The 25,834-nt window shown below is 45.7% G+C and carries 28 protein-coding genes; 13 read left to right on the top strand and 15 right to left on the bottom strand.

What is annotated here, in order from left to right; translation table 11 throughout:
* Positions 1 to 121 precede the first annotated feature (121 nt).
* Positions 122 to 913 carry a transglutaminase domain-containing protein gene (locus ACTIE6_RS18090; protein ID WP_439557977.1) on the bottom strand — a complete coding sequence of 264 codons (792 nt, stop codon included), beginning with the start codon at positions 911 to 913 and terminating at the stop codon, positions 122 to 124.
* A gap of 180 nt (positions 914 to 1,093) precedes the next feature.
* Here ACTIE6_RS18090 and ACTIE6_RS18085 point away from each other — a divergent pair, with 180 nt between their 5' ends.
* The 4 genes from ACTIE6_RS18085 (at position 1,094) to ACTIE6_RS18070 (ending at position 4,761) form a co-directional block, all read left to right on the top strand.
* Positions 1,094 to 1,627 (top strand): YceI family protein, encoded by a 534-nt coding sequence (locus ACTIE6_RS18085; RefSeq protein ID WP_439557976.1) that lies wholly within the window; start codon positions 1,094 to 1,096, stop codon positions 1,625 to 1,627.
* A gap of 118 nt (positions 1,628 to 1,745) precedes the next feature.
* Complete coding sequence (locus tag ACTIE6_RS18080; protein WP_439557975.1) at positions 1,746 to 3,098, top strand: neutral/alkaline non-lysosomal ceramidase N-terminal domain-containing protein; 1,353 nt, start codon at positions 1,746 to 1,748, stop codon at positions 3,096 to 3,098.
* 11 nt (positions 3,099 to 3,109) lie between these two features.
* Positions 3,110 to 4,198 carry a Gfo/Idh/MocA family protein gene (locus ACTIE6_RS18075; RefSeq protein ID WP_439557974.1) on the top strand — a complete coding sequence of 363 codons (1,089 nt, stop codon included), beginning with the start codon at positions 3,110 to 3,112 and terminating at the stop codon, positions 4,196 to 4,198.
* Positions 4,199 to 4,203: 5 nt separating this feature from the next.
* Positions 4,204 to 4,761, top strand: coding sequence for an acyl-CoA thioesterase (locus ACTIE6_RS18070; protein ID WP_439557973.1), 558 nt, complete (start codon positions 4,204 to 4,206; stop codon positions 4,759 to 4,761).
* Between the two features lies 1 nt (position 4,762).
* Here the strand turns inward: ACTIE6_RS18070 and ACTIE6_RS18065 are convergent, their stop codons facing one another.
* Positions 4,763 to 6,322, bottom strand: coding sequence for a helicase HerA-like domain-containing protein (locus tag ACTIE6_RS18065; protein ID WP_439557972.1), 1,560 nt, complete (start codon positions 6,320 to 6,322; stop codon positions 4,763 to 4,765).
* 218 nt (positions 6,323 to 6,540) lie between these two features.
* On the opposite strand from ACTIE6_RS18065, the gene ACTIE6_RS18060 reads away from it, so the two are divergent.
* The 4 genes from ACTIE6_RS18060 (at position 6,541) to ACTIE6_RS18045 (ending at position 11,076) form a co-directional block, all read left to right on the top strand.
* Positions 6,541 to 7,569, top strand: coding sequence for an alpha-E domain-containing protein (locus ACTIE6_RS18060; RefSeq protein ID WP_056280193.1), 1,029 nt, complete (start codon positions 6,541 to 6,543; stop codon positions 7,567 to 7,569).
* A gap of 56 nt (positions 7,570 to 7,625) precedes the next feature.
* Positions 7,626 to 8,366, top strand: coding sequence for a peptidase (locus tag ACTIE6_RS18055; protein WP_439557971.1), 741 nt, complete (start codon positions 7,626 to 7,628; stop codon positions 8,364 to 8,366).
* Positions 8,367 to 8,499: 133 nt separating this feature from the next.
* Positions 8,500 to 9,903 (top strand): phosphoglucosamine mutase, encoded by a 1,404-nt coding sequence (glmM, locus tag ACTIE6_RS18050; protein WP_439557970.1) that lies wholly within the window; start codon positions 8,500 to 8,502, stop codon positions 9,901 to 9,903.
* Positions 9,904 to 9,927: 24 nt separating this feature from the next.
* Positions 9,928 to 11,076 carry a cysteine desulfurase family protein gene (locus ACTIE6_RS18045; RefSeq protein WP_439557969.1) on the top strand — a complete coding sequence of 383 codons (1,149 nt, stop codon included), beginning with the start codon at positions 9,928 to 9,930 and terminating at the stop codon, positions 11,074 to 11,076.
* Here ACTIE6_RS18045 and hemH read toward each other — a convergent pair whose 3' ends face one another.
* From hemH to ACTIE6_RS17985, 12 genes are all read right to left on the bottom strand, one after another.
* Positions 11,077 to 12,150 carry a ferrochelatase gene (gene hemH / locus ACTIE6_RS18040; RefSeq protein WP_439557968.1) on the bottom strand — a complete coding sequence of 358 codons (1,074 nt, stop codon included), beginning with the start codon at positions 12,148 to 12,150 and terminating at the stop codon, positions 11,077 to 11,079.
* 76 nt (positions 12,151 to 12,226) lie between these two features.
* Positions 12,227 to 13,177 carry an N-acetylornithine carbamoyltransferase gene (locus ACTIE6_RS18035; RefSeq protein ID WP_439557967.1) on the bottom strand — a complete coding sequence of 317 codons (951 nt, stop codon included), beginning with the start codon at positions 13,175 to 13,177 and terminating at the stop codon, positions 12,227 to 12,229.
* A 54-nt stretch (positions 13,178 to 13,231) separates the two neighbouring features.
* Positions 13,232 to 14,368, bottom strand: coding sequence for an aspartate aminotransferase family protein (locus tag ACTIE6_RS18030; protein WP_439557966.1), 1,137 nt, complete (start codon positions 14,366 to 14,368; stop codon positions 13,232 to 13,234).
* Positions 14,369 to 14,383: 15 nt separating this feature from the next.
* The gene (locus ACTIE6_RS18025; protein WP_439557965.1) at positions 14,384 to 14,770 is read right to left on the bottom strand and encodes a type II toxin-antitoxin system VapC family toxin; all 387 of its coding nucleotides are present in this window, start codon (positions 14,768 to 14,770) and stop codon (positions 14,384 to 14,386) included.
* On the bottom strand, positions 14,749 to 14,976 hold the full coding sequence (locus tag ACTIE6_RS18020) for a hypothetical protein (protein ID WP_439557964.1): 228 nt from the start codon (positions 14,974 to 14,976) through the stop codon (positions 14,749 to 14,751). Before ACTIE6_RS18020 ends, ACTIE6_RS18025 begins: the two co-directional genes overlap by 22 nt.
* 52 nt (positions 14,977 to 15,028) lie before the next feature.
* Positions 15,029 to 16,012 carry an N-acetyl-gamma-glutamyl-phosphate reductase gene (argC, locus tag ACTIE6_RS18015; protein WP_439557963.1) on the bottom strand — a complete coding sequence of 328 codons (984 nt, stop codon included), beginning with the start codon at positions 16,010 to 16,012 and terminating at the stop codon, positions 15,029 to 15,031.
* Complete coding sequence (gene vapC, locus ACTIE6_RS18010; protein WP_439557962.1) at positions 16,005 to 16,412, bottom strand: type II toxin-antitoxin system tRNA(fMet)-specific endonuclease VapC; 408 nt, start codon at positions 16,410 to 16,412, stop codon at positions 16,005 to 16,007. Before vapC ends, argC begins: the two co-directional genes overlap by 8 nt.
* Positions 16,409 to 16,642 carry a hypothetical protein gene (locus tag ACTIE6_RS18005; protein ID WP_439557961.1) on the bottom strand — a complete coding sequence of 78 codons (234 nt, stop codon included), beginning with the start codon at positions 16,640 to 16,642 and terminating at the stop codon, positions 16,409 to 16,411. The genes vapC and ACTIE6_RS18005 overlap by 4 nt, the downstream gene beginning before the upstream one ends.
* A gap of 5 nt (positions 16,643 to 16,647) precedes the next feature.
* Positions 16,648 to 17,847, bottom strand: a complete 1,200-nt coding sequence (locus tag ACTIE6_RS18000) for an argininosuccinate synthase (protein WP_439557960.1) — start codon at positions 17,845 to 17,847, stop codon at positions 16,648 to 16,650.
* Positions 17,848 to 17,881: 34 nt separating this feature from the next.
* A complete protein-coding gene (locus tag ACTIE6_RS17995; RefSeq protein ID WP_439557959.1) occupies positions 17,882 to 18,286 on the bottom strand; it encodes a helix-turn-helix domain-containing protein in 405 nt (134 codons plus the stop codon).
* Between the two features lie 11 nt (positions 18,287 to 18,297).
* Positions 18,298 to 18,594: a type II toxin-antitoxin system HigB family toxin gene (locus ACTIE6_RS17990; protein WP_439557958.1), complete on the bottom strand. Its 297-nt coding sequence runs from the start codon at positions 18,592 to 18,594 to the stop codon at positions 18,298 to 18,300.
* A 173-nt stretch (positions 18,595 to 18,767) separates the two neighbouring features.
* Positions 18,768 to 19,502, bottom strand: a complete 735-nt coding sequence (locus ACTIE6_RS17985) for a GNAT family N-acetyltransferase (protein ID WP_439557957.1) — start codon at positions 19,500 to 19,502, stop codon at positions 18,768 to 18,770.
* Positions 19,503 to 19,824: 322 nt separating this feature from the next.
* Here ACTIE6_RS17985 and aat point away from each other — a divergent pair, with 322 nt between their 5' ends.
* From aat to ACTIE6_RS17960, 5 genes are all read left to right on the top strand, one after another.
* Positions 19,825 to 20,445: a leucyl/phenylalanyl-tRNA--protein transferase gene (aat, locus tag ACTIE6_RS17980; RefSeq protein ID WP_439557956.1), complete on the top strand. Its 621-nt coding sequence runs from the start codon at positions 19,825 to 19,827 to the stop codon at positions 20,443 to 20,445.
* 93 nt (positions 20,446 to 20,538) lie between these two features.
* Positions 20,539 to 21,570, top strand: coding sequence for a glutamate 5-kinase (proB, locus tag ACTIE6_RS17975; protein ID WP_439557955.1), 1,032 nt, complete (start codon positions 20,539 to 20,541; stop codon positions 21,568 to 21,570).
* On the top strand, positions 21,570 to 22,820 hold the full coding sequence (locus ACTIE6_RS17970; RefSeq protein ID WP_439557954.1) for a glutamate-5-semialdehyde dehydrogenase: 1,251 nt from the start codon (positions 21,570 to 21,572) through the stop codon (positions 22,818 to 22,820). The genes proB and ACTIE6_RS17970 overlap by 1 nt, the downstream gene beginning before the upstream one ends.
* Positions 22,814 to 23,896 carry a M20 family metallo-hydrolase gene (locus ACTIE6_RS17965; RefSeq protein WP_439557953.1) on the top strand — a complete coding sequence of 361 codons (1,083 nt, stop codon included), beginning with the start codon at positions 22,814 to 22,816 and terminating at the stop codon, positions 23,894 to 23,896. The genes ACTIE6_RS17970 and ACTIE6_RS17965 overlap by 7 nt, the downstream gene beginning before the upstream one ends.
* A gap of 39 nt (positions 23,897 to 23,935) precedes the next feature.
* Entirely contained in the window at positions 23,936 to 24,763 is an 828-nt protein-coding gene (locus ACTIE6_RS17960; protein ID WP_439557952.1) for an enoyl-CoA hydratase/isomerase family protein, read from the top strand.
* A 15-nt stretch (positions 24,764 to 24,778) separates the two neighbouring features.
* Here the strand turns inward: ACTIE6_RS17960 and ACTIE6_RS17955 are convergent.
* The coding region (locus tag ACTIE6_RS17955) for a ribonuclease E/G (protein ID WP_439557951.1) at positions 24,779 to 25,834 on the bottom strand (1,056 nt) is incomplete at its 5' end.

Below are 25,834 nucleotides of genomic sequence, written 5' to 3'. Positions count from 1 at the left end.
TGTACTTCACTACTTTCGGACGGTCATGCTGCATAAATCTCCCTGTGGTTAAGGTCAACCTATTTCAGGACGTGACAATCCTCCCTTTATTCCCTTTCCTCCATCCTCCCTTTCCTCCCTTTCATTCCACCAGCCCCGCTTCTACGTGAAGAGACTGTAAAGTAGCATTTCCGTACTGCGTTACCATCGCTACATCTGCGGCGTCGCGGCCGTGTGCAATTTCAATGCGATAGCCTTCGGTTTTCTCCTGAACTGCGTCAAACGTATACCATTCTCCCCCGATGAATACCTCAAACCAGGCGTGCAGGTCCATTACTTTTAGTTTATCCAGATAGCCTACCGTCATTCTCGTAGGAATGCAAAGGTTTCTGCAAAGCGCAATGGCCAGGTGTGTAAAGTCACGGCATACCCCTATACGGTTGCGGGCCAGATCAAGCGCTGTCGTACTCGCATCTGTCACACCGTACTGATACGTGATATTGTTGTGAATCCACGTCCGGATCGCCTCTACCTGCTCATATCCTGGTGTCCGGTTACCCGCAATTTCCAGCGCCAGCATGTTAATTTCGTGTAGGTCCGACTGACAATACCTGCTTGGCAGGATATAATGCATTATATCGTCGGGCAGGTCGCCTACAAGCACATAGCCGGGAGGCGGACTGGGGATTGGCTTGGTGGCATTTACCTGGGCCTGTACTTCGGTGGTAATTACCACGCGGCCGACAGGCAGAATGGTTCTTTGGCAAGGATTGCCGTAAATATCAATGTATTCTGAAAAAGGTACCGCAGGTTCGATATTAAAGCCTTCCTGGATAATAGATTGACCTTCCTGACGACGGGGCCGGAGCATCGTGGTCACAGTAGTGGGAGCGTATACGTCGTATGTGAATACGCTTCTTCCCTGCATTTTCATGTGGCTTGGATTTATGTTTACTAAATATAACGATAAGGTATGATGTAAAAATCACGTGCCGTTTATCTTCTTGTAAACGCTATACGCGTTCTGAATTAAAACATGTTAATACACGTTTCTTAGCTGGAATACTATTTTTGGTGTTCATCGCAGTATGTAGTATTTAAATTTTCATTACCTATGGCAGTTACAAAATGGATCGTAGACCCCGCACATTCTGAGGTTCAGTTCAAAATCAAACACCTCGTTATTTCAACGATTACAGGCTCATTCAATAACTTCGAAGGTGGCGCTACTTCCGACCTCAGCAATTTCGAAGATGCAGAAATCCACTTTTCTCTCGATGTAAGCAGTATCGATACCAACATAGAAGCCCGCGACAAGCATTTACGGTCAGCGGATTTCTTTGACGCCGAGCAATTCCCGCACATTACTTTTCAATCCAATTACTTTCATAAAGTCAAAGGGGATAACTACAAGCTTTCCGGTCTGCTTACCTTAAAAGGAATCACCAAACCCATTGAGCTGGATGCAGAATACGGCGGTTCTGAAAGAGATGCTGATGGAAATATAAGAGTAGGATTCGAAGTTGAAGGCAGGTTGAGCAGACAGGAATTTGGTCTCAATTACATGCAGTTGACAGATTCCGGCGGACTGGTAATTGGTGAAGATGTAAAACTCATCGCAAACATTCAGCTCGTAAAGCAAGCCTGATTGCTTTTATGAACTATAATGCATCCCGTCGGCCCGCTGACGGGTTTTTTGTTTTATGAGGATATTAAAGGGGCGATTTCCTTTATATTTGGTCGGTTCAATTTTCAAATTCCCTTCCATGAGATTTCTTAGAATTCTGCTGCGGATCATCAGTTCAATCGTTTTGATTTTGGTATTGATCCTGGCAGCGCTTGTCACGACAATGGACAAAACGCCTTACAAGGAAATGCCATATTACAAGCAATGGAAGGAGATCATCGGGAAAGTTGAACCCATTAAACCGGATACTTCCGGCGGGTTGAAGGCAGGCTGGGCGAAAGTCAACATTACGCCTGCTTCTCCAACACCCACGGCAGGTTATGGAAACAGAAAAGGCCGCCATTATACTGCCGTGCACGATTCCGTCTATGTACGCGCCATTGTAATTGATAATGGAAAAACAAAAGCGGCGATCGTCTCTGCTGACCTGCTTATCATCCCGCCTACCGTCACCAAAATCCTGCAAGCCAGGCTGACAGAAAAGGAAATTCCCTTTGATCAGGTTTACTTCGGCGCTACACATACACATAACAGTGTAGGAGGCTGGGGGACCGGCGTTTCTTCATTGTTTTTCTCCGGAAAATACGACTCAGCCATTGTGGATCGCCTTGCAGATGCATTTTATACTGCTATTACACAAGCCAAAGCCAATGTTGAACCTGTTGAGCTGACTTACCTTGAATCCGTGGACACACTGGATATCAGAAATCGGCTGGTAGGCGAGGAAGGAGGGGTCGATCCTGAAATCCGCTCCGCGGCCTTTGTTACCAAAAGCGGTAAAAAAGCTATTCTGAGCTCCTTTGGGGCGCATTCTACGGTTTTAAATTCCAAAACAATCATCCTTTCCCGCGATTATCCCGGCGCACTGGTTGACTCGCTGGAAAACGGCCGCTATAACTTTGCAATGTACATGGCCGGCGCAGTGGGCAGTATGGCGCCGATTGAGAAAGGGACTGATGATTTTGACGAGGTGAAAAACCAGGCATTTGGTGTACAGAATGCGCTGTTATCGCCGGCTACTTTGAAGGAGCCAAGTAAGCAAAATGTACTTCGGACGTTAACCCTGCCCTTGCCGCTTCGTGATCCGAGTCCGAGGGTTACGATGAACCTTGTTCTTAGGTCGTGGGCGTTTAAAAAAGCATTTGGTGAATACCCTGTTTTTGTAAAAGCATTGCGCGTTGGTAATATATTAATGGTCGGGATGCCCTGCGATTTTTCAGGGGAGCTCGTGGGGGTATTGGATGCGTATGCGAAAACGAAGGGGCTCAACTTAGTGGTAACAAGCTTTAATGGCAGCTACATTGGTTACATTACCCACGACAAGTACTTCGATAGGGATTTGTATGAAACCAAAACAATGAACTGGTACGGTCCGTATAATGGTGCGTATTTGCAGGAAGTAATTAAAGATATCATTGATAAAATGTCCTGAACACCTTGACTATGAAAGCATTTCTCCTGATGATTTTAGGTATGATCAGCATACAAACGATGGCGCAATCGCCGGTAAAACTGGCAGTAGCCGGACTGACGCACGGGCATGTGGGCTGGGTTTTTAACAGAGCTGATAAAACCGATATTAAGTTGGTCGGCATTTACGAGCCGAATCCGGAGTTAGTTAAGGAATTTACCGAGAGATATAAACTTGACAAAAAGCTCTTCTACTCCGACCTCAACAAAATGCTGGACGAAACAAAGCCGCAGGCAGTATCTGCATTCGGGGCTATCAGCGAGCATATTATGGTCGTAAAAGCCTGCGCGCCGAGGAAGATCCACGTGATGGTTGAAAAGCCGCTAGCCACTACTTTCGCTGATGCAAAGGAAATCCAGCAACTGGCTGAAAAGAACAAGATACAGGTGCTTACCAATTTTGAAACCTCCTGGTATGCGAGCAATCAATATGTAAAAGACCTGGTGGAACAAGGGAAGTTGGGCGAGATCCGGAAAGTAATGGTCAATGACGGTCACCAGGGACCCAAAGAGATTGGGGTAAGTAAAGAGTTTCTGGAAATACTAACAGATCCTGCCAAAAATGGGGCTGGTGCATTGGTAGACTTTTGTTGCTACGGAGCTAATTTGATGACCTGGCTATTGAAAGGCGAAAAACCAATCTCGGTGACTGCCGTAACGCACCAGAACAAGCCCGAGATTTACAAGAATGTAGACGATGAAGCTTCCATTATTTTACAATATCCGAAAGCACAATGCATTATTCAGGGTTCGTGGAACTGGTCATTTGCACGGAAGGATATGGAAGTTTTTGGAAATAAAGGATATGCAGTAGCTGTAAATCCGACGGTTGTGCGCCAGCGTTTACAGGAGAAAACGCCGGAAGAAACAATAAAACTCAATCCGCGTCCCGCTCCTTTTACCGATCCATTTTCTGTGCTAGCGGATGTGGTAACAGGGAAATTGAAACTGGAACAAAATGATATGTACGGCTTGCCTGTCAATGTAACTGTTGTTGAAATCCTGGAAATAGCCAAGGAATCTGCCAGGACAGGTAAAACGATATTTTTGAAAAATAAATAAAAAGCATGGAACCGCGCTCGGTGAGATTTTCACAAACCACTCTGACAGAATTGATGATCCCGGCTTACGCAAATTTTGGCGGTAAGATCCACGGCGGGATCCTGTTATCGCTTATCGACAAAGTAGCGTACGCGTGCGCATCCCGGCACGCGGGTACCTATTGTGTGACCGTGTCGGTCGACGGGGTTGATTTTTTGCAGCCTGTTGAGGTAGGCGATCTTGTGTCGCTGCATGCGTCAGTAAACTATGTAGGGCGGACTTCGCTGGTGATCGGTATTCGCGTCATTGCTGAGAATGTGAGAAACCGTACGGTAAGGCACACCAATACCTCATACGTAACGATGGTAGCCAAAGGCGAAGATGATAAACCTACTCCGGTTCCCGAGCTGCTATTGGAAAATGAGGAAGACGCACGGCGCTTTTTAGAAGCGATCAAGCGGAAAGAGCTTCGCGGAATTTACCGGGATGCATTGGATAATGCAAAAACCCGGCTCGATGTCCAGGATAACATGGATCAACTAGCCGGGCATCGTTGCGTGGTTGGCTGGAAAGTGAAAAAGTAATTCAGAAACCGAAAAATCCACCGCTTTTCTTCGTGTTACGCGACCGCGTTGTTTTACCAAATAACATTCCAAAAACACCTCTTACAACCTCCCGGCCTATTTGCTTGGCCAATGGGGAATTCAGAGCTTCGGAAAGCATTCCTTTTTCCTCTTTCTGTTTTTTTACCTCGGTTACTTCCTGCTTGGTCTGCTCCTCCGCTTTTGCGTGCGCCTCCATTCTTTTGGTCAAAATTTCGTACGCACTTTCCGGATCCACAGGATCTTTGTATTTCTGGTAAAGACTGGATTGCTGCACGTGCTGATCGTAATCTGCCTGTACCATCGGCCCCATTACCGAAGTAGGCGGAAGCAGGTGCGTTGCGGCTACCTCGGTCGGGATACCTTTCTCATTCAAAACCGTGATCAGTGCCTGTCCGATCCCAAGCGTGGTCAGTACCTGGTCAATCTCGTAAAAGCTGGATTTAGGATATGTTTTGACGGTTTGTTTCAATGCATCTGCATCCTGAGGTGTGAATGCACGCAGTACGTGTTGTACACGGTTGCCGAGTTGGGATAAAACCGAAACCGGGACATCCTGCGCCATTTGGGTACAGAAAAATACACCAACTCCTTTCGAGCGGATCAGTCGGATTACCTGTTCGATCTGGTCAAGAAATGCTTTTGGGGCATCTTTGAACAACAAATGGGCTTCGTCGAGGAAAAACACGAGCTTCGGTTTGTCCAAATCGCCAGCCTCCGGCAGCTTCTGGTAAAGTTCAGCCAGAAGGCTCAGCATGAATGTGGAGAACAATGCCGGCTTATCCTGCACATCCGAGATATTAAGCAGACTGATTATTCCCTGACCGTCAACACGATCAATGAGGTCGTTGATATCAAATGATCTTTCACCAAAAATACTACCAACTCCCTGCTGCTCCAATGCGACGATCTTGCGCAGGATCGTGCCGGCGGTAGAGCTGGAAATGCTTCCGTAATCACCTTTGATCTCCGCTGCGCCAGGGCCTTCCGATAAATAATTGAGCACTTTCTTTAAATCATTCAGATCGACCATTGGCAAATCCTTATCGTCGGCGTATTTGAAAAGTATCGCTAAAACACCTGATTGCGTATCATTCAGCTCGAATATTTTGGACAACAAAATAGGGCCGAATTCGAGAATCGTCGCGCGCATTTGGGCGCCTTTCTTGCCGCTCAGGGAATATAGTTCGACCGGATAGCCTCTCGGGGTAAATACATTGCCCAGCACTTGTGAGCGTTCTTCCAATGCTGCATTGGATTTTCCCGGCTGGGCTATTCCAGAAAGGTCACCTTTGATATCTGACATGAAAACGGGCACGCCGGCTGCTGAGAGTTGTTCAGCGAAGACCTGTAACGTGCGCGTTTTACCGGATCCGGTAGCTCCCGCAACCAGTCCGTGGCGGTTCATCATACGCAGTGGGAGACTTACCCGCGCCTCGCTGATGATCTCACCGTCCAGAATGGCAGAGCCCAGGTGGATCACAGGTTTGTCAGTCTGGTATGATTTCTGGATTGCAGCAGTGAACTGTTCTTTTTTCGACACGTTTACTCCGGTTTTAGGTTATGATATGATATTTTACAAAATTTAAATGTTTCGGGAATATTCCAAGTTAGTGCTTGCATTTTTACAAAATGAGAATCTTCGATGATACTTTATTACTTTTCGCATAATCTTGTATATGCAAAATTTTATTAGGTATTTTGGTAGAACTGCTTAACGAATATTCTGATTATCAATTTTAGAGACAATACTTACCGTTTATGCTAAGCCGAGTTGCGAATTCAATTTACTGGATGAACCGTTATATGGAGCGGGTTGAAAATTATGCACGTTTTGTAGGAGTTAACTTCAATCTTGCCCTGGATTTGCCGCCTGATGTAGATGAACAATGGGAGCCGCTCCTGATCGCAACCGCCGACCATTATCTTTTTTATAAATACTACGATAAGCCTACGAAAGAGGATGTAATCCATTTCATGACTTTCGATAAGCGCAATCCCAATTCTATTATCAGCTGCCTGTACGAGGCACGTGAGAATGCGCGTACGATCAGGGAGACGATATCTAAAGAAATGTGGGAGAGTATCAATACATTTTACCTCTCGATCCGTGAAACATCGCCGGATCATTTCCGGAATATGGACCATATGCAATCCTATTTTACGGATATCCGCAAAAGCTGTCAGCTGTTCCACGGCGTGGTAGATACTTCCATTACGCGGAATGAGGCGTGGCATTTTGGCCGGTTAGGGAGGCACATTGAGCGCGGCGACAAATGCTCGCGGTTTCTGGATGTAAAGTACTTTACCTTGCAGCAGGACTCCGGCACCTCGGGTTCCACGCTTGATCTGATGCTATGGACTGCGGTGCTGAAATCGGTAAGTGCCTACAATATGTACCGGCAGACGCACCGGGCGCTTACTTCCATGAACATTGTCGCTTTTCTGATCCTTGATAAGCTGTTCCCCAGGTCTATTGCCTACTGCGTGCGCCAGGCGGAGCTTTCACTGTATGCGATTGCAGGTTCCATTCCCGAAAGAGGTCACACCAATCCAGCCGAACGTGCATTGAGTAAAATCCGCGCAGAGCTGGAATTCACAGATGTGGAAGAGATTTTTAAAACCGGCCTGCACGAGTACCTGGATACATTTCAGACCAAAAACAACGAGATCGACAGCGCTATTTTTGATATGTATTTTGGGTTGGATAAAGGCCAGTCGCAAAGTCAGTCACAAAGCCAAACAATGGGCCAGAGCTTCGGTCAATTTAAAACCCAGTGGATGAACTGAGTGCAAAACTTTCATAACTTAGCGACCCACTTTTTATCAGAGAGAGCCGCAAAGACATGACATATTGCCTTGGTATCAAAGTAGCATCCGGCCTGGTCGCCATTGCTGATACGCGCCTTACATCCGGAACAGAGGTTTCCACCAATAAGAAAGTTTCGGTTTATCAATCCAGCAAGCATTCCATTTTCGTGATGACGTCGGGCCTGCGGTCTGTCCGTGACAAAGCGATCACTTACTTCAAGGAAGTGCTGGAAGAACGTGATTCTTCGTTCAACAAGCTCTACAAGGCGGTGAATGCATTGGGAGAGCAGGTCAGGCGCGTAGCAGACGAAGACAGGTCGGCGCTGAATGCGGCCGGGTTATCTTTTAATCTCTTCGCCATTATCGGCGGCCAGCTCGAAAGTGACTCTGAGCATAAGCTTTTTCTCCTGTATCCCGAAGGAAACTGGGTGGAAGTGGGCGACGGTTCTCCTTTTATTATTATCGGAAATTCGGGCTACGGAAAGCCGCTGTTGTATCGTAGCCTGAAATTCGATTCGAGCATGCACGACGCATTGAAAATCGGGTTCCTTTCTTTTGATTCCACGCGGGTCAGCTCCAACGATGTCGATTATCCCATTGATGTGGTCATGTACACAAAAGACTCTTTTGAGATTGTTGAGCATCGTTTTGAGAAAGACGATCTGGATTATGTAGGCAAACAATGGAGTGCATTACTGAGCAATTCGGTGCAAAAGATGCCGATGCAATGGATGGATCCGGTGTTTACAAAAATGGAAGAAGTGGCAAGGAACTGACGCAAATGAATGCAATTTTAACGGGTATACGTCAGCATCCGGAAACTCAGACACGCTATTAGTTGTAGAAAAATCTAAGGGCTGAGAGGGAAATTTAGTATTTTTACAGCAAACAAAAGAGATACACCAGAACGTGACGTTAATTAAATCTATCTCCGGAATCAGAGGTATTGTGGGTGGAAAATCCGGGGAAGCACTGACTCCGATTGATGTAGTGAAATTTGCAGCTGCATACGGAACCTGGCTGAGGCGATCGGATCCACAGAATTCAAAAGTTATTATAGGCAGGGATGCGCGGCTTTCCGGTGAAATGGTCAGCCGGCTTGTGGCAGGTACATTGCAGGGAGTAGGTCTTCATGTTTTGGACCTGGGCCTTTCTACCACGCCAACTGTCGAGATTGCTGTTACAAATGAAAATGCCGCAGGAGGAATCATCCTGACAGCCAGCCATAATCCCATTCAATGGAATGCATTGAAGCTCTTGAACCAGAACGGAGAATTTATTTCCGAGGCGGAAGGAGCAGAGGTATTGCGCATTGCCGAGCAGGAGGATTTTGCATTTGTGGATGTGAAAAAGCTGGGCAGCTATTCGTCTGACGACACTTATCTGCAAAAACATATTGATCAGGTGCTTGCGCTGTCGCTGGTTGATGTGGAATCGATCCGGAATGCGAATTTCAAGATCGTGGTGGATGCAGTTAATTCTACCGGCGGTATTGTTGTTCCGATGCTCCTGGAAGCATTGGGAGTTGATCCGAAGAATATCAAAAAACTAAATTGCGAGCCGACAGGCAACTTCGCCCATAATCCCGAGCCGCTGCCGGAACATTTGCGTGAGATCAGCAAAGAGCTTAACGATGGTTCATACAACCTGGGAATCGTAGTTGATCCGGATGTGGACAGACTGGCACTGATGTGCGAAGACGGAACTCCGTTCGGCGAAGAATATACCCTTGTAGCTGTCGCGGATTATGTATTGAAAAATACGCCTGGTAACACAGTATCCAATTTGTCATCCACAGCTGCATTGCGCGACGTCACTGTCAAAGCCGGCGGCGAATACTTCGCGTCTGCGGTAGGTGAAGTGAATGTGGTCAATATGATGAAAGCCAACCAGGCGGTTATCGGCGGTGAAGGCAATGGGGGCGTCATTTATCCGGAAAGCCACTACGGCCGTGATGCGCTCGTTGGTATTGCACTGTTTCTGACGCATTTGGCCAAGTTCGGTAAAACTGCATCGGTTCTGCGCAGGTCTTACCCGAATTATTATATTTCAAAAAATAAGATTGAACTGACTGCGGACATTGATGTTGATAACATTCTGAGCCGCATTCAGAATCGCTACTCCAAGCAGCCGCTGAATACTATTGACGGCGTACGGATCGAATTCAATAAGGAATGGGTTCATTTAAGAAAATCCAACACCGAACCCATTATCAGGATCTATTCCGAGTCGGAAACGCAGACTACGGCGATCAACCTGGCAAACAAAATCATTTCGGACATCAAGGAAATCATTTCCGAACCGAAACAATGAGTCAGAAGTAATAACAAGAGCACTATGAAAGCTTATCTGGATAACGCCGCTACCACCCAGCTTGACCCGGAAGTATTGGAAGTAATGCTTCCATTAATGACGGAGCAGTTTGGTAACCCTTCTTCCATTCATTCATACGGAAGAGCCGTTCGCTCATCCATAGAGCGCGCACGAAAAAGCATAGCGGGTATCCTGAATGCAGCTCCGGCTGAAATATTTTTTACTTCCGGTGGAACAGAAGCTGATAACACAGCGATCCGCGGCAGTATAGAAACACTCGGACTGAAACACGCGATTACTTCGCGGATCGAGCACCACGCTGTTTTACATACCCTCGAACATCTGAGCAAAGCCGGCATGATCAAGCTTAGCTATGTCAACCTGAATGAAAAAGGGGAAGTGGACCTGGAACATCTGGAAACGCTGCTGGCTACCAATAGCCGCTCGCTTGTCTCGCTGATGCACGGGAATAATGAAATCGGCAATCTGCTCGATCTTGAAACTGTTGGAGATATTTGTGAAAAGTACAATGCGGTTTTTCACAGTGATACCGTACAAACAATGGGTCACTTCCCGCATGATCTGCAAAAGTTGAAGACCAACTTCATCGTAGGCGCAGCGCATAAATTCAATGGCCCGAAAGGAGTTGGGTTTTTGTATGTACGTCCAGGCATTAAAATCGCCCCTTTCGTGCACGGAGGCGCACAGGAGCGTAATATGCGTGGCGGTACCGAGAATATTTACGGTATTGTAGGTCTGGCGAAAGCATTGGAAATCGCTTACCGTGATATGGACGCACATCGCCGGCATATCGAAGGTTTGAAGTCAAGAATGATCGAAAACCTGAGAAGTAAAATTGAAGGTGTATCTTTTAATGGAAACTCCGCGGATCTTGGTAACAGCTTATATACTGTACTGAGTGTGAGCCTTCCACCTTCGGATATCAGCGATATGTTGCTGTTTAATCTGGATATAGCCGGCATTGCAGTGTCAGGCGGCAGCGCATGTTCAAGCGGGACCGACATTGGTTCACATGTATTGAATGAACTTCAGATCGATCCCGATCGCGCCAATGTTCGTTTTTCTTTCGGCAAATACAACACCGAGGCTGAAATCGATTACGCGGTCAATACACTGGCGGATCTATACAAAAAAGAGGCTGTAAGCCTCTGATTAACTTCTTTTATTGGTAATTAAGTCTTCGAGGGTCTCAATCCAGCTGTCGCTGTCGTTGAGACTTTCTACTAATTGCCAGTGCTGTCCGCCTTCTTTCTCAAACAACTCTTTGTACTCTTCGCCTACTTCAATGGTTGTTTCCAAACAATCAGCTACGAAAGAGGGAGAGAATGCAAGTACGTTTTTTACTCCTTTTTTGGTTAGTTCCGGGATCACTTCATCGGTATAAGGCTTTATCCAGGGCGTTTTGCCAAGTCGGGACTGGAAGCAGGTGGTATATTTTCCTTCCGGTATTTCCATTGCTTTCACGAGCAGTCTGGTTGTTTCAAAACTCTGGGCCCGGTAGCAATGCTGGTTACGATGGTCAAGCTTATCGCAGCAGCTTCCAAACTGGCAAAAGCTGTTGGTAACATCACCTTTGGTAATCTGGCGTTCAGGTAAACCATGGTAGCTGAATACGAAATGATCGTAATTCCGTTGTGCCATATATTTTTTACCCAAATCGGCAAATGCCTGAATGAACTTGGGATGATCCAGGAAGCGGTTGATAAAGCGTATTTCAGGCAAAACTTCCCAGTCCTGCACTACACGCATTACTTCTTTGTATACAGAACCTGTTGACGCAGAAGCGTATTGCGGAAAGAACGGGACAACAATGATTTCAGAAAGACATTCTTTACGCAGTTTTTTAAGCGCTCCCTCAATGCTCGGACTTTGGTACCGCATACCGAGTTCGACCACATATTCACTGCCCAGTGCCTTTTGTAGTTTATCTTTTACATTGTATCCATAGATTTTAAGCGGAGATCCGTCAGGTCGCCACAACTGCCTGTATACTTTGGCTGACTTCGGCGCGCGGAATGGCGCGATGATCAGGTTGATGAGAAACCACCTGTTTATATAAGGTATATCAATGACCCGCTCGTCCATTAGGAATTCGCGAAGGTACTTGCGTACATCTGGCACCGACGGGCTGTCTGGCGTGCCGAGATTGACGATCAAAACACCTGTTTTGCCAATGGTTTTATTGTTACTAGAAGGAATTGGCTGAGCCAAAGTGTCAGTATGCATTATTGTTTTTGTCAAAGTCCGGGCTATCTGTTTAAAATGATCCCGGAGTTTTAAAAGTTCATGTTTCCTGTTTTAATCAACGCATTCCGAGCAGAATCTCCCGCAGTACAGCCTGTGCCGACCATTCACGGTTTGCAGCTTCTTCAATTACGAGCGACCTCGGTCCGTCGAGTACTTCGTCGGCTACCTTCATATTCCGGCGCAATGGAAGGCAATGCATGAATTTACCATTATCTGTAAGCGCCATTTTTGCTTCGGTGATCATCCACGAAGGATCGTCGGTAAGTACCTGTCCGTAATGCTGGTAAGACGACCAGTTTTTTCCGTAAACGAAATCTGCACCTTCCAGCGCCTTATTCTGGTCGTAGATCACCTGACCTTTTCCTACGAATTCGGGAGCAAGATCATAGCCTTCCGGGTGTGTGATCACAAACTCTACATCCATCGGATTCATCCATTCACAAAAAGAATTGGCCACAGCCTGCGGCAAAGCTTTGAAATGGGGTAACCAGGTTAATACCACTTTCGGGCGCTGCTTGATCTTGAATTCTTCAATTGTAATACAATCCGCAAGCGACTGCAAAGGGTGGCGAGTTGCCGATTCCAGATTCACGATCGGCACTTCTGCATATTTCTTGAACTGTTGGAACACCTGCTCCGAGTAATCCTTTTCCCGATCCTGCAAGCCTGCAAATGAGCGGATTCCAATAATGTCGCAGTAACTTCCGATAACCGCAGCCGCTTCTTTCACGTGCTCTGCCTTATCTCCATTCATGATCACACCTTCCTCCATTTCGAGGCCCCATCCATCTTGTCCCACATTCATGGTGATCACGTTCAGACCAAGATTTTGAGCCGCTTTCTGGGTACTTATCCTTGTCCTGAGACTGGAATTGAAAAACAACAATCCAATTGTTTTGTTTTTACCTAATTCAATATCCCCGAATGGATTCCGTTTGGCGGAAATGCCGCTGCTAATCAGCTGACTGAGATCTGTAACGTCGTTAATGGAAAGAAAGTGGTTCATTCAGTTAGTATTCTGAAAAATTAGATACCTGCGGCAAGGCCGGTTTGGGATTGATTAAATGCTTGTAACAGCGACTTCTTTCTTCAAAGCTTCCAGGAAAAGATCAGCTTCCTCTTTGCCCAATGCGAGCGAAGGTAGAAGACGGATCGTATTGGCGCCTGCTACTCCGGTAAACATTTTATGCTCAAAAAGCAGCCTATTGCGCAGGTCTTTTACAGGGAAATCATATTCTATTCCGATCATCAGCCCGCGTCCTCTCAGTTCTTTATATCCTCCGATTTCTTTGATCCCTTCCAAAAGATAGTCTCCTATCGCCGCTGCATTTTCGATCAGGTTTTCTTTTTTCATGATATCTAATACAGCCACCCCAGCTGCGCAGGCCAGGTGGTTTCCGCCAAATGTGGTACCCAGCAGTCCATAGCTCGCCTTGAATTTGGGTGAGATCAGGATACCGCCGATTGGAAATCCATTGCCCATTCCTTTGGCCATTGAAATGATATCGGGATCAATGCCGCTGAATTGGTGAGAAAAGAATTTACCAGTTCTTCCGTACCCGCATTGTACGCTGTCGAGTATCAGCACTGCGCTCGTCTCGTCGCATTTACGTCTGAGTGTTTGCAGGAATTCATCGGTACATACGTTGATACCGCCAACTCCCTGAATTCCTTCCACGATTACTGCGCAAACTTCTTCTGTAATTCCTTCACTCGCTGCCTGCACATCGTTGAAAGGCAGAAAAGTCACGTGTTCCTTGTAATTGACAGGTGCTACGATGGACGGATTATCTGTTGCAGCCACTGCTCCGGCTGTGCGGCCGTGGAATGATTTGGTAAAAGAGATTACTTTCGTTCTTCCGTTGTGAAAAGAGGCAAGTTTCAATGCATTCTCATTGGCTTCGGCACCTGAATTACAGAGAAAGAGTTTGTAGTCGGGATAGCCTGACAATTCACCCAGCTTTTCTGCCAACTCTTCCTGCAATGAAATTTTTACAGAGTTGGAATAAAAACTTATTGCACCCAGTTGCGCAGTAAGCTTTTCAACATATTCAGGGTGGCAGTGGCCGACTGAAATTACCGCGTGCCCGCCGTAAAGATCAAGGTACTTGGTGCCATTCGAATCCCATAAATAACTCCCCGCCGCCTTTACAGGCTCTATATCGTAAATAGGGTAAACATCAAATAAATGTGACATTCTGAATTAGTATGATCAGGCAAGTATCAGGTTTTCAATTCGCTGAAAATGCCCTTGGTTTAACGTTTTAACAGGCAAATGAAAGGTAATTGCAGAAGCTGCAATAAATATATCCCGGAATTCTATCAGTAAGTTCCGCCTTCTAAGATTGTGATAAATCTCGGCAGCGTTTACAGAAACTTCTTCATTAAAAGGCAAAACGGGAATTCCGTCAAGGAGAATCCTGACATCATTTTTCTTCTCGTCGTTTGTAGCTCCCATCATTAACTCGTAAACAGTTACAGCAGATACAAATAAAGAAGCGTCGTTTGGTAACGACGCCAAAATGGTTTTTGACTTATCAGATTTCCGTAGAAATTCGATGAATATGCCCGTGTCAATTACCATTCCGGAATTTTCCAATTGTTGACGCTTTTAGAGTTTTCTGTAATCAAAGCGATGTCATCCTCACTCCATGTAGATAAACTCTGAATGTTCTTCTTCCATTCAGATAAGTCACTCTCCGGTTTACGCACTTTCTGCTGGATTAAGAGTGTGTCCGCGTAAGCGAGTAGCTGCCTTCGATGCGGCTCACTCAACTGATCAAATGTGTGAAGTAAATCGTTCATGAGGCTAACTATTATAAAAGCGTCTGATCTATTACAAAAATAAGAAAATGCGTTAGAACGCCGGCGCTTTCAAATTCAATCCCGCTTTTTCAGGTAAGCCGAAAGCAATGTTCATATTCTGAACAGCCTGCCCGGATGCGCCTTTGGTCAGGTTATCAATAATGCTCGAAATCAGTAGTTGCCCGTCGTGAACTTCCAGGTGGATAAGGCATTTATTTGTATTAACAACCTGTTTCAGATCGATCGGTACATCGCTGACGTGCGTGAACGGATGTGATTCGTAGTAGCTTTTGTAAATGGCATTTGCTTCTTCCAGACTCCCGTCAAATGGTGTATACACATTTGCCATGATTCCTCTTGTAAAATCACCCCGGTAAGGAACAAAGTTAACCGCTTCCGAAAATCCCGTTTGCAACTTGCCGATGCTCATTTTTATCTCGGTCAAATGCTGGTGCGTGAAGGCTTTGTAGATAGACATATTGTTGTTTCTCCACGTAAAGTGCGTAGTAGCACTTAAAGCCTGGCCCGCGCCCGTACTGCCGGTTACTGCGCTTACGTGCACTGCATCTTTGATTAAGCCGGCATTGGCCAGTGGTAAAATAGCCAGTTCAATGCTGGTTGCGAAACAGCCCGGATTTGCAATTCTGTTTGCCCCAATAATTGCGCCTCTCTGAAGTTCCGGCAAGCCATAGACAAATCCCTCTGACTCGTTCCGAAAATCGGTGCTCAGGTCGATCACTTTCAGCGTTTCTGGCAAATCGTGTGCATCCAGAAATTTCTTCGATTCACCGTGACCAGAGCAAAGGAAAATGGCATTCAACTCAGGCGCATTCAATAATTGCTGCGTATCCTCTCCTGAAAATACCAAGTCTGTATCTCCCAATAAATCGGTATGCGTAGCATACACCGGTTTGCCCGCCTGGCTTTTACTATGTGCGAAAGCAATATTCACATTAGGGTGATTGCTTAGGATTCTGATCAGTTCTCCACCAGTGTACCCCGCCGCGCCTATTATTCCTATATTGATACTACTCATTTGTAATCCAGTTTTCAATCTGAAGTCCACCAACTCTTTCAAACTCCCTGACATTATTGGTGACCAAAATCAATCCATGACTTAGTGCGTGCGCTGATATCAACAGGTCGTTTGCCCCGATTACTTTCCCATTACTTTCTAAATCAGCTCTTATTGAAGCGTAAGCTTCTGCCGCCGGCGTGTCGAAATCGATAACAGTAAATGGTCTCAAAAAGGCTTCTAGTGCCGCCTTGTTCTGTTCCTTCAATTGACTTTTCTCAACACCATACCAAAGTTCAGCAACTACAATGGATGAAATTGCAATCTCCTTCCAATCCAATGTTTGCAACTTATGCAGTACTTCAATCGGCCGTTTTTTTATAATGTAGGCCACTATATTGGTATCCAACAAATATTTCATTCGAATAAATTTTCAGATTTATCGAGAGTGGGCTGGATACGTTGAGTTAAATAATCGTCTGAGAAATCGGCAATACCGTTCCACCATTTTTGCAATCCGTTTTCGAGCTCGGCTTGCTGTTTTCTTTTTTCCAAAATAGACTCCATATACTCATAAAGCTCCTGGAGAACGTCAGCAGGTAGTTCCTGGACCTTCCTTTGGATTTGACTTTGGAGTTCTATTTTGGTCATATATCTTATTGATTAGACTCCGTCACCTTCTGATAAATCATCACCTGGTTCGACGCTACTTTCGAGAAGCCGCGTACATCGTCGCCAGTCCACGCATTGTTCATTTCACCATAGCTCCCGAATTTCGATGACATCAGGTCAAATGGAGATTCGATACCTTCTACATGGAAGCGGTAAGGTGCGAGGTAAACGTGCACTTTGCCGGTTACGTGAGATTGGGTGTCTGTCAGGAACGTTTCAATATTTCGCATGACCGGCTCTACAAACTGACCTTTGTGCAGCAAACTTCCGTACCAGTTAGATAATTGTTCTTTCCAGTAAAGCTGCTGCTCGCTCAGCACGTGTTTTTCCAAAGTATGGTGTGCTTTGATAATGATCAGCGGAGCCGCAGCTTCAAAGCCCACACGACCTTTGATACCAATAATAGTATCCCCCACGTGAATGTCACGGCCAATACCAAAAGGCTGTGCGATAGCCGCAAGCTTCTGAATTGCCTCAACAGAGTTTTCAAAAGTTTCTCCCGCCACACCTTTGAGCTCGCCTTCAACGAAATCAAGCGTAATGCTCTCCGGTTCAGTTTTGGAAATTTGGGTCGGCCAGGCTGATTCAGGGAGGTATTTTTCCGAAGTAAGTGTTTCTTTTCCGCCGACCGAAGTCCCCCAAAGTCCTTTATTAATGCTGTAAGCAGCTTTCGCCCACTCGCGGCCAACTCCTTTGTTTGTCAAATATTCAATTTCAGCCTCGCGGGACAGTTTCAGGTCGCGGATCGGCGTGATAATCTCTGCATCAGGGATAATAATCCTGAAAGCCATATCGAAACGAACCTGATCATTTCCGGCTCCCGTGCTTCCGTGCGCAATTGCACTGGCACCGATCTCTTTGGCATATTCAGCTACTGCTACCGCCTGGAAAACGCGTTCTGCGCTGACAGAAAGCGGGTAAGTATTATTTTTCAGGATGTTTCCGAAAATCAGGTACTTAATGCAATCATTATAATATTCACTGGTCTTCGAAATGGTTGCGTGCTTTTTAACACCCAGCGAATAGGCATTTGCCTCAATGGTTTTGAGCTCTTCGTCCGAAAAGCCGCCGGTGTCCACCAATACGGAATGGACTTCGTAACCTTTGTCTTCGGCCAAATACTTTACACAAAAGGAGGTATCTAATCCTCCGCTAAACGCTAATACTACTTTCGGTTGTGACATTATTGAATGGTATGAATACAGGTAAAAGACTGACTCAGTGAATTGCTAGCAATGTATCGGCTGGTATTCCCAGATTTCGGCTGAGCTCTCTGATCATTTTTATGGTTAAATTCCTTTTTTTACTTAACACTTCTGAAACGCGGTTTTCTCCACCGAAATAAGGTGCCACATCTCTTCTGGTAAGATGAAGTTGCTCCATTCTTTCTTTGATTGCTTCAATAGGATCAGGCTTTGGAATGGGAAAATGCCTTTTTTCATAATCAATTGCGAGAATCGTGATCGCTTCCAGTATATCGAGTGCACGTTTTCTCTCCTCGGGATCATCCAAAAGATCAGCATCAACCAAACTATCGATTACGTTACCCGCATGTTCAAATTCCGCAGCATTGGTGATCGGTAATATCTTAATATCGTCAAGAGCAACTGCTAGTTTTTTCATGAATCCCTATGCTATATCTCTTTAATGTTTTCAATCCGGTCATACTCGGCGTGGATTCCCAGAAAGCGTACAAACACGAGTTGTTTTTCGTATTCAAACTTTGCGATCAGCCGGTACTTGTTGTGCGCTATGTTAAATACAATGCGCCCATTTCCCACAGTATCTGCATTTTTAAAAAACCTTATTACTTCAACCGGGCTCTTAAACTGGCTTTTCTCAATGGAATCATGCCAGAATTCCAGCGCTGCTCTTGCGTCCGATTGTTTCTCCCAAAATGCTTTGAGCGTGCCCCGGGTAAAGATTCTCATGGTATCGGCAAAAGTACATAAGTTTTACACAACCATATTCCCATTATGGGAAAAGCTTTTGGGGCAGATTACCTTTTTTAATCTAAACAAAAAAATACCTCGCATCGGGCTTGTTAAGGCTGCCGGGCGAGGTATTTAAAAGATATATAAAATCTGTAAATGAATGTGCTACTCTAATGTACAAGCACAGCCCCGGCGTTTTTCTTCTCAGCGCGTTTCTCCCTTCGCAGCAAAATGCGCTGCTTAATGCGCATCCAGCGCTCGTAAAGACTCGATTCTTTCAAGAAATCCCAGGAATGCTTTTCCTCCACTACTACTGCGCCGGGTTTAACAGCTGCGGCTGACGGTTCCTTTTCAGTAGGATCATACATCATACCTGTGCAGAGACAGTGCTTTCTGCCGGTACGCGTAAGTACATCATAATTAACACAGCTCGCGCAACCTTTCCAGAATGCATCATCAGCAGGCAATTCGCTGAATGTAACCGGCTCATAACCAAGGTCGGAATTAATTTTCATTACAGGTAAGCTGGTCGTGATACCTATAATTTTTGCGTCAGGATATTTCTTGCGGGACAATTCAAATGCTTTCATTTTGATCGCCTTCGCCATTCCGCTGTTACGGAAATCCGGGTGAACGATCAATCCTGAGTTAGCCACGAATTTCCCATGCTCCCAGGTTTCTATATAACAAAATCCAACCCATTCACCCGTTTCGGTAGTGGCAATAATCGCCTTACCTTCCACCATTTTTTCCATGATGTACACCGGAGAACGTTTTGCTATACCGGTACCACGCTTTTTAGCGCTTTCCTCCATTTCAGCACAAATTACTTCGGCGAAACCAAGGTGATTTTCATTGGCAGTCTGAACGATAAACTTACTGCCCACTACTTCGGTATTTTTCATTGATGACTGTGCAAAAAAATTCGAAAACAATAATTATTACACCCAGAAACAAACGATGGGACGTTTAGAACTTTAAGAAAAATTGGGGGTAAAAGTTTTTACCACGTAGGTAAAATATAATTATGCGGCCCGGGGGGACCTGAATCGGAAAGGCGTAGTATGAAGGACAGTATATGTGCCGTTGTTATTCATTGACTTTCAAGCGAGTCTAAGAAGGTGCAAATTTTGAAAAAAAAATTATCACACCAAAGAAACAGAAGATATATTTTTATGGTTCGGTTTCAATGAAAGTTTTCAATTACAGCAGCCAAAGTACCTTTTCATGTCAGCTTTAAGCCCGGACGATATTCTTAACGGTTACATCAACGGAATATTTCCAATGGCCGAGGCTGACGGGACAATTTACTGGTATTCTCCCAATCCCAGGGCGATAATTCCACTCAATGCCTACAAGCCTTCCAAGTCGCTCCGCCCGATTTTGAACAAGAATTATTTCGAGATCAGGATTGACTCGGATTTTGAAGGAGTAATGCGGGGATGCGCCGCACCCAGAACCAAGGAGCCGGGTACCTGGATTTCAGAAGATATTATAGAAAGCTACTCGGAACTGCACCGGTTTGGCTATGCGCACAGCGTGGAAGCTTATCGTGAAAACAGGCTTGTCGGCGGGCTTTATGGCGTCTCTATCAATGGCGTATTTTTTGGAGAATCGATGTTTACAGTAGAGAGCAATGCGTCCAAAGTTGCGTTCCATTATCTCATCGAAATTTTGAAGCACAATGGATTCCGGCTGCTTGATACGCAGTTTATCAACGATAATGTACTTCGTTACGGAGCGATCGAGATTCCGCGAGAAGAATACCTTGATATGCTGGGCAAAGCGCTGAAAGTAAAAGCGCGGTTCAATGGTGTTCCGTTTACGCAGGGTGTGCAGCTAAACTAAATGCGCCATTTCCTCAGAAATAATTTAATTTTGGTCAAAATCCTTTACCACGCATCACTCACATTGAATTGATGCTGTTTTTTGAATCCAGAAGTGTCGAAACCCATACTTGTTATCAAATTTGGAACCGCGTCGATCACGCTTGCGTCAGGAGAGCCGGATACTGGCAAAATCTCTGAAATCGCGCGGCAGGTATCCGAAATTCATTCTGCGTACCGCATTATCATTGTTTCTTCGGGAGCGGTAGGAGCGGGGAAAGCCTATATTCAAAACTACAAAGGCTCGATGACGCAGCGCAAAGCAGCTGCCTCAGTAGGTAATCCGCTGCTTGTTGGTTTGTATGCAAGCTATTTTGCCCCTAATCACATATTTATAGCCCAAAGCTTGTGCGAGCGTCAGCATTTTGCAAACCGTGACAAGTTTTTGCAGCTGAAAGAAACATTTGAAGAGCTTTGGGAAAACAATATCATTCCTATTGTTAATGAAAATGACGTAGTAAGTGACCGCGAGCTTAAATTTTCGGATAATGACGAGCTGGCCACTTTACTGGCCGTCGGCTTTGGCGCCGAGTCGCTGATGTTTTGTACGTCTGTTGGTGGGCTGCTCGATGAAGAAGGGAAGATTATCCGTGACGTGACCAATGTTAATGAGGTTTTCAAGTTTGTAAAAACAGATAAATCATTCCTGGGGTTGGGCGGAATGGCCTCCAAGCTGACCTTTGCCAAACTCGCTGCCCGCATGGCGATCAGGGTAGTTATATTTGGAATGAACAAAAAGGACGAGTTGCTGGAAGCTTTAAGGGGAAATGCAGGTACCCTGATCACGCCGGGTAAAAGCACGCTTTCGGCCAGAAACCGGTGGCTTGGGAGCGGCGGGCTTGTTTCGGGCAGGCTGCAGATAGATGAAGGAGCTTCCAAAGCACTATTAAAAAGAAAAAGTTTGCTTGCCGTGGGCGTAGTGGAGGTTGACGGAGATTTCGAGTCCGGCGAGATCATTGAAATTTACTCACCTTCCGGAGAAATGATCGCAGTAGCGCGTGCGAGAGAGAATTCCGCCGCTATCAGGGAGAATTTAAAAACGTTGAATTTTGAAGTGGCTCACGCCAACGATATCGTACTGCTTTAATGGAATCTATCTTACCCTTATTACAGGAAACACAAAAAGCGTCAGCACAGGTCCGTAACCTCGATGCAGCGCGCAAGTCAGAAATGCTGCTGGATCTTGCAGCAAGAGTTCTTGAAAATGCACAACAGATTATCGCTGAAAACCAGAAGGATCTTGCGGTAATGGACAATGCTGACCCAAAAAAGGACAGATTGCTTCTGACCGAAAAGCGCATTCAGGATCTGGCGCAAAGTATGCGCGATGTGGCAGTGTTGCCTGATCCGGCCGGAGCTGTTTTGTTGGAGCGTACCATTGAACAGGGGTTATCATTACAAAAAATTGCCGTTCCGCTGGGGGTTGTGGGGGTTATCTACGAATCTCGACCGAATGTAACGCTCGATGTTGCGGCGCTTTGTCTGCGTTCCGGTAATGCCTGCGTTTTGAAGGGTGGTAAAGAGGCGCATTATTCGAATTTGTTCCTGGTTGGATTGATTCACGAAAGTTTATCTGAATTCGGCATTAATGCTGCGGCAGTCATGTTGCTTCCGACCGACCGCAAGTTTGTCAGCGAGCTGCTTACTGCGACTCGCTTTGTTGATATCATTATTCCGCGAGGTTCAGAAAGTCTGATCAAATTCGTGCGTGAAAATTCTTTGGTACCTACCATTGAAACCGGCGCCGGCGTTTGTCACACTTATATTGAAAAAACCGGGGATCTGGATAAAGCGGCCAATATTGTTGTAAATGCAAAGGTATCCCGCCCGTCTGTGTGCAATTCGCTGGATACGATTTTGGTAGATCGGGAAATAGCCGAGGTTTTTTTACCAAAACTAAAAGATGAGTTTATCAAATGGAATGTGGAGGTTTTTGCAGACGAAACCTCATTTCCGATATTCAATGCAATCGATTATCCTTTCCTGCAAAAAGCGCAGGCAGAGGATTTTGGACGTGAGTTCCTGGATTACAAATGTTCTGTAAAGGTTGTCGACGGACTTGATGCCGCTTTGGAGCATATCCGCGAATATTCTTCCAGACATTCGGAAGCTATTGTTTCAAAAGATGAAATACTGATTAGCCGTTTTTTGAAGGAAGTTGACGCAGCTGCTGTCTACGCAAATGCATCTACCCGCTTTACTGACGGCGCAGTGTTCGCATTGGGAGCTGAAATCGGGATATCAACGCAGAAATTACATGCCCGCGGCCCGTTTGCATTGGAAAAGCTGGTAACTGAGAAATGGATTGTTAAAGGGGATGGACAGGTAAGATGGTAAAAACGGCTGAACTAATACAGGTATTGACCAGCGAGGCAATCGAGCTTCTGAAAAGCTTGATCGAAACACCTTCTTTCAGCAGGGAGGAAGCAGGTACTGCACTTTTGCTGGAAGGATTTTTTCAGAAAAAGGATATTCCTTTTGAAAGGTTGAAAAATAACATTTGGGCTAAAAACCTCCATTTTGACGCAAAAAAGCCTACTATCCTTCTAAATTCTCACCACGATACAGTAAAGCCCAATAAATCCTGGACCCTCGATCCTTTTCGGACGATTGAGGAAGATGATAAGCTTTACGGATTGGGAAGCAATGATGCGGGCGGCTGTCTGGTTTCATTGATTGCAACTTTTTGCTATTTCTACGATCGCGAAAATCTGGCTTACAACATCATTATTGCGGCCACTGCTGAGGAAGAGATTTCGGGTAAAGAGGGATTGGAGATCGTGGCGCCTTTGCTGCCGGAAATTGCATTTGCGATTGTTGGAGAGCCTACGGAAATGCATTTGGCAGTTGCCGAAAAAGGGTTGCTTGTACTGGATTGCATTGCAAAAGGTAAGTCCGGACACGCGGCGCGCGAGGAAGGTGATAATGCGATTTACAAAGCGTTGAAGGATATTGAATGGATTACCAAATATCAGTTTCCGAAAGTATCACCTACGCTTGGGCCCATTAAAATGTCGGTCACGATAATCAATGCAGGTACGCAGCACAATGTGGTGCCGGACACCTGCGTGTTTACGGTCGACGTGCGCGTGACTGACCAGTATACTTTGGAAGAGATTATCAGTGAGATCCAGCAAAATATTCAGTCCGAAGTAGTACCCAGGTCGATCCGGCTGCGTCCATCAAGTATCCCTATTGATCATCCTATCGTGTTCGAAGGATTAAAACTTGGCAGGGAAACTTACGGTTCACCTACTACTTCCGACCAGGCTTTACTGGATTGTCCGTCGCTGAAAATGGGGCCGGGGCATTCAGCCAGGTCGCACAGCGCCGACGAGTTCATTTACATTCATGAAATTGGCGAGGGGATTGTGCAGTATATTAAAATGCTGGAAGGGGTTGTCACCCAATAATTTGCTATACTTGCCCGGCTAACCTAATGCGCTGCGGCAATGCAATTCTACACCGAAGAAGATATTCAGACTTTTGATCATGTCCGGTTTATGTACATTACAGCTACATTGACCGGACAAACTTTTACAATCACATTAAACAGACCGGAAAAGCGCAATGCCTTCACGCCGACGATGGCGGAGGAAATTATTTTTGCATTGGCGTATGCACATTACAGCTCCGAAGTGCGGTGTGTAGTTGTCCAGGCAGCAGGTACTGTCTTTTGCGCCGGCGCAGACCTGAATGCATTTCACGATCCTGCTGCAAACCGCATAAATGATACCTTGCCCAGAATACGTGAAGAAGCCCGGCTAGGCGACGCATTTGAAGCATTATTGAAACCGGCAATTGCAAAGGTTGAAGGTCCGGTTTTAGCAGGCGGGTTTCTGATTGTTTGTGGCTGTACGTTTGTAATCAGTACGTCAAATGCAAATTTCAGTCTGCCGGAAGTGAAGCGGGGTATCTGGCCGATGCAGGTTATGGCATCTTTAACAAAGGTTATCCCCGAGCGGAAAGCATTGGAACTCGCAATAACCGGCCGGAGCTATTCTGCCAAAGAAATGCTGGATTTTGGATTGATAAACGTAATAAAGGAAGAGTCGGAGATTGACTTCGAGGTAAATGCACTGGCAGATTTAATTTGTGCAAATGCGCCACTGGCAATCCAGGCAGGAATTTCAGCAGTTCGGCAAATGAAGCATATGCCAGAAAATGAGCGGCATGCATTCCTGAAAGGGCAACTCGATCTTCTGCTGCAAAGTGAAGACGCAGAAGAAGGGGTATCAGCCTTCAAAGAAAAAAGGAAACCAATCTGGAAAGGAAAATAGTTGACAGCCGAAATCCTAGCTTACCGGCACAATCTCAATCTCCTCACCATAACGGTTGTGGAATTTGAAATCGGTTACTCCCAGTGAACTATCTTTAATGAGTTTGACCCAGGTTTTGTACTGGAAAAACCATTTCATCTGCTCCGACATCAAACCTTTTGTAAAATAAGAATGCAGGAACGGATGCAGCGAGATTGTGATACCGCGCTCGTTTTGCTTGGTAAGAATGTAATCCAGGTTGTTGGCAATTACATCAGAAACCAGGATACTTGCCTGGATAGTACCGGTACCGCCGCAGGTAGGGCAGGTTTCACGGGTAACAATATTCATTTCCGGCCGCACGCGCTGACGTGTAATTTGCAGCAAGCCGAACTTAGAAAGAGGAAGTACAGTGTATTTTGACCTGTCGCCCTTCATTTCATCGCGCATTGTATCGAAAAGAACGCGTTTGTTTTCCGCCTTCTTCATATCGATAAAATCAACGACGATAATACCGCCCATATCGCGCAGCCGCAGCTGGCGGGCAATTTCTTTCGCAGCTTCCAGGTTGACACTTAATGCCGTGGCTTCCTGGTCTTCCTCGGAATTAGACTTATTACCACTGTTTACATCGATTACGTGCAAAGCTTCGGTATGCTCGATGATCAGGTAACCGCCATTTGGCAAACTTACCGACCTTCCAAAAAGGGATTTGATCTGTTTTTCGAGACCAAATTGTTCAAACAGCTTATTTTTTCCGTTATGAAGCCGGAGGATGTTTTCCTTATCGGGCGCAATGTTGTGAATGTACGCTTTGATATCTTCATAAACGTCTTTTGAATCAACCGTGATGCTGTCAAAAGATTCGTTGAGCATATCCCGGATAATGGACGATGCCCGGTTCATTTCACCGATAATACGATCGCGCGGTTTGGCGTCGCGCAGGTTTTTGATACCGTTTTCCCATTTATCAAGACAATCCTGCAAATCCCTGTTGAGCTCGTCTACATCTTTGCCGGTAGCCACAGTGCGGATAATCACACCGAAGTTTTGAGGCTTGATGGAAGACATCAATCGCTGCAAACGGTTTCT

Source organism: Dyadobacter sp. (assembly GCF_051859145.1).
Taxonomy (GTDB): Bacteria; Bacteroidota; Bacteroidia; order Cytophagales; family Spirosomataceae; genus Dyadobacter.
Note: the sequence above shows the minus strand (reverse complement) of the source record. Positions and strands in the feature narration are given on the sequence as shown.

Coding starts and splice junctions, on each gene's coding strand:
- ACTIE6_RS18075 (WP_439557974.1), top strand. CDS start 3,110: ATGAAAGCATTTCTCCTGATGATTTTAGGTATGATCAGCATACAAACG.
- ACTIE6_RS18090 (WP_439557977.1), bottom strand. CDS start 913: ATGAAAATGCAGGGAAGAAGCGTATTCACATACGACGTATACGCTCCC.
- ACTIE6_RS18035 (WP_439557967.1), bottom strand. CDS start 13,177: ATGAACCACTTTCTTTCCATTAACGACGTTACAGATCTCAGTCAGCTG.
- aat (WP_439557956.1), top strand. CDS start 19,825: ATGTCAGCTTTAAGCCCGGACGATATTCTTAACGGTTACATCAACGGA.
- ACTIE6_RS18055 (WP_439557971.1), top strand. CDS start 7,626: ATGACATATTGCCTTGGTATCAAAGTAGCATCCGGCCTGGTCGCCATT.
- ACTIE6_RS18000 (WP_439557960.1), bottom strand. CDS start 17,847: ATGTCACAACCGAAAGTAGTATTAGCGTTTAGCGGAGGATTAGATACC.
- ACTIE6_RS18060 (WP_056280193.1), top strand. CDS start 6,541: ATGCTAAGCCGAGTTGCGAATTCAATTTACTGGATGAACCGTTATATG.
- ACTIE6_RS18080 (WP_439557975.1), top strand. CDS start 1,746: ATGAGATTTCTTAGAATTCTGCTGCGGATCATCAGTTCAATCGTTTTG.
- ACTIE6_RS17995 (WP_439557959.1), bottom strand. CDS start 18,286: ATGAAAAAACTAGCAGTTGCTCTTGACGATATTAAGATATTACCGATC.
- ACTIE6_RS18005 (WP_439557961.1), bottom strand. CDS start 16,642: ATGACCAAAATAGAACTCCAAAGTCAAATCCAAAGGAAGGTCCAGGAA.
- ACTIE6_RS18020 (WP_439557964.1), bottom strand. CDS start 14,976: ATGAACGATTTACTTCACACATTTGATCAGTTGAGTGAGCCGCATCGA.
- ACTIE6_RS18045 (WP_439557969.1), top strand. CDS start 9,928: ATGAAAGCTTATCTGGATAACGCCGCTACCACCCAGCTTGACCCGGAA.
- ACTIE6_RS17960 (WP_439557952.1), top strand. CDS start 23,936: ATGCAATTCTACACCGAAGAAGATATTCAGACTTTTGATCATGTCCGG.
- ACTIE6_RS17990 (WP_439557958.1), bottom strand. CDS start 18,594: ATGAGAATCTTTACCCGGGGCACGCTCAAAGCATTTTGGGAGAAACAA.
- ACTIE6_RS17965 (WP_439557953.1), top strand. CDS start 22,814: ATGGTAAAAACGGCTGAACTAATACAGGTATTGACCAGCGAGGCAATC.
- ACTIE6_RS17970 (WP_439557954.1), top strand. CDS start 21,570: ATGGAATCTATCTTACCCTTATTACAGGAAACACAAAAAGCGTCAGCA.
- hemH (WP_439557968.1), bottom strand. CDS start 12,150: ATGCATACTGACACTTTGGCTCAGCCAATTCCTTCTAGTAACAATAAA.
- ACTIE6_RS18070 (WP_439557973.1), top strand. CDS start 4,204: ATGGAACCGCGCTCGGTGAGATTTTCACAAACCACTCTGACAGAATTG.
- ACTIE6_RS18030 (WP_439557966.1), bottom strand. CDS start 14,368: ATGTCACATTTATTTGATGTTTACCCTATTTACGATATAGAGCCTGTA.
- ACTIE6_RS17985 (WP_439557957.1), bottom strand. CDS start 19,502: ATGAAAAATACCGAAGTAGTGGGCAGTAAGTTTATCGTTCAGACTGCC.
- vapC (WP_439557962.1), bottom strand. CDS start 16,412: ATGAAATATTTGTTGGATACCAATATAGTGGCCTACATTATAAAAAAA.
- ACTIE6_RS18085 (WP_439557976.1), top strand. CDS start 1,094: ATGGCAGTTACAAAATGGATCGTAGACCCCGCACATTCTGAGGTTCAG.
- argC (WP_439557963.1), bottom strand. CDS start 16,012: ATGAGTAGTATCAATATAGGAATAATAGGCGCGGCGGGGTACACTGGT.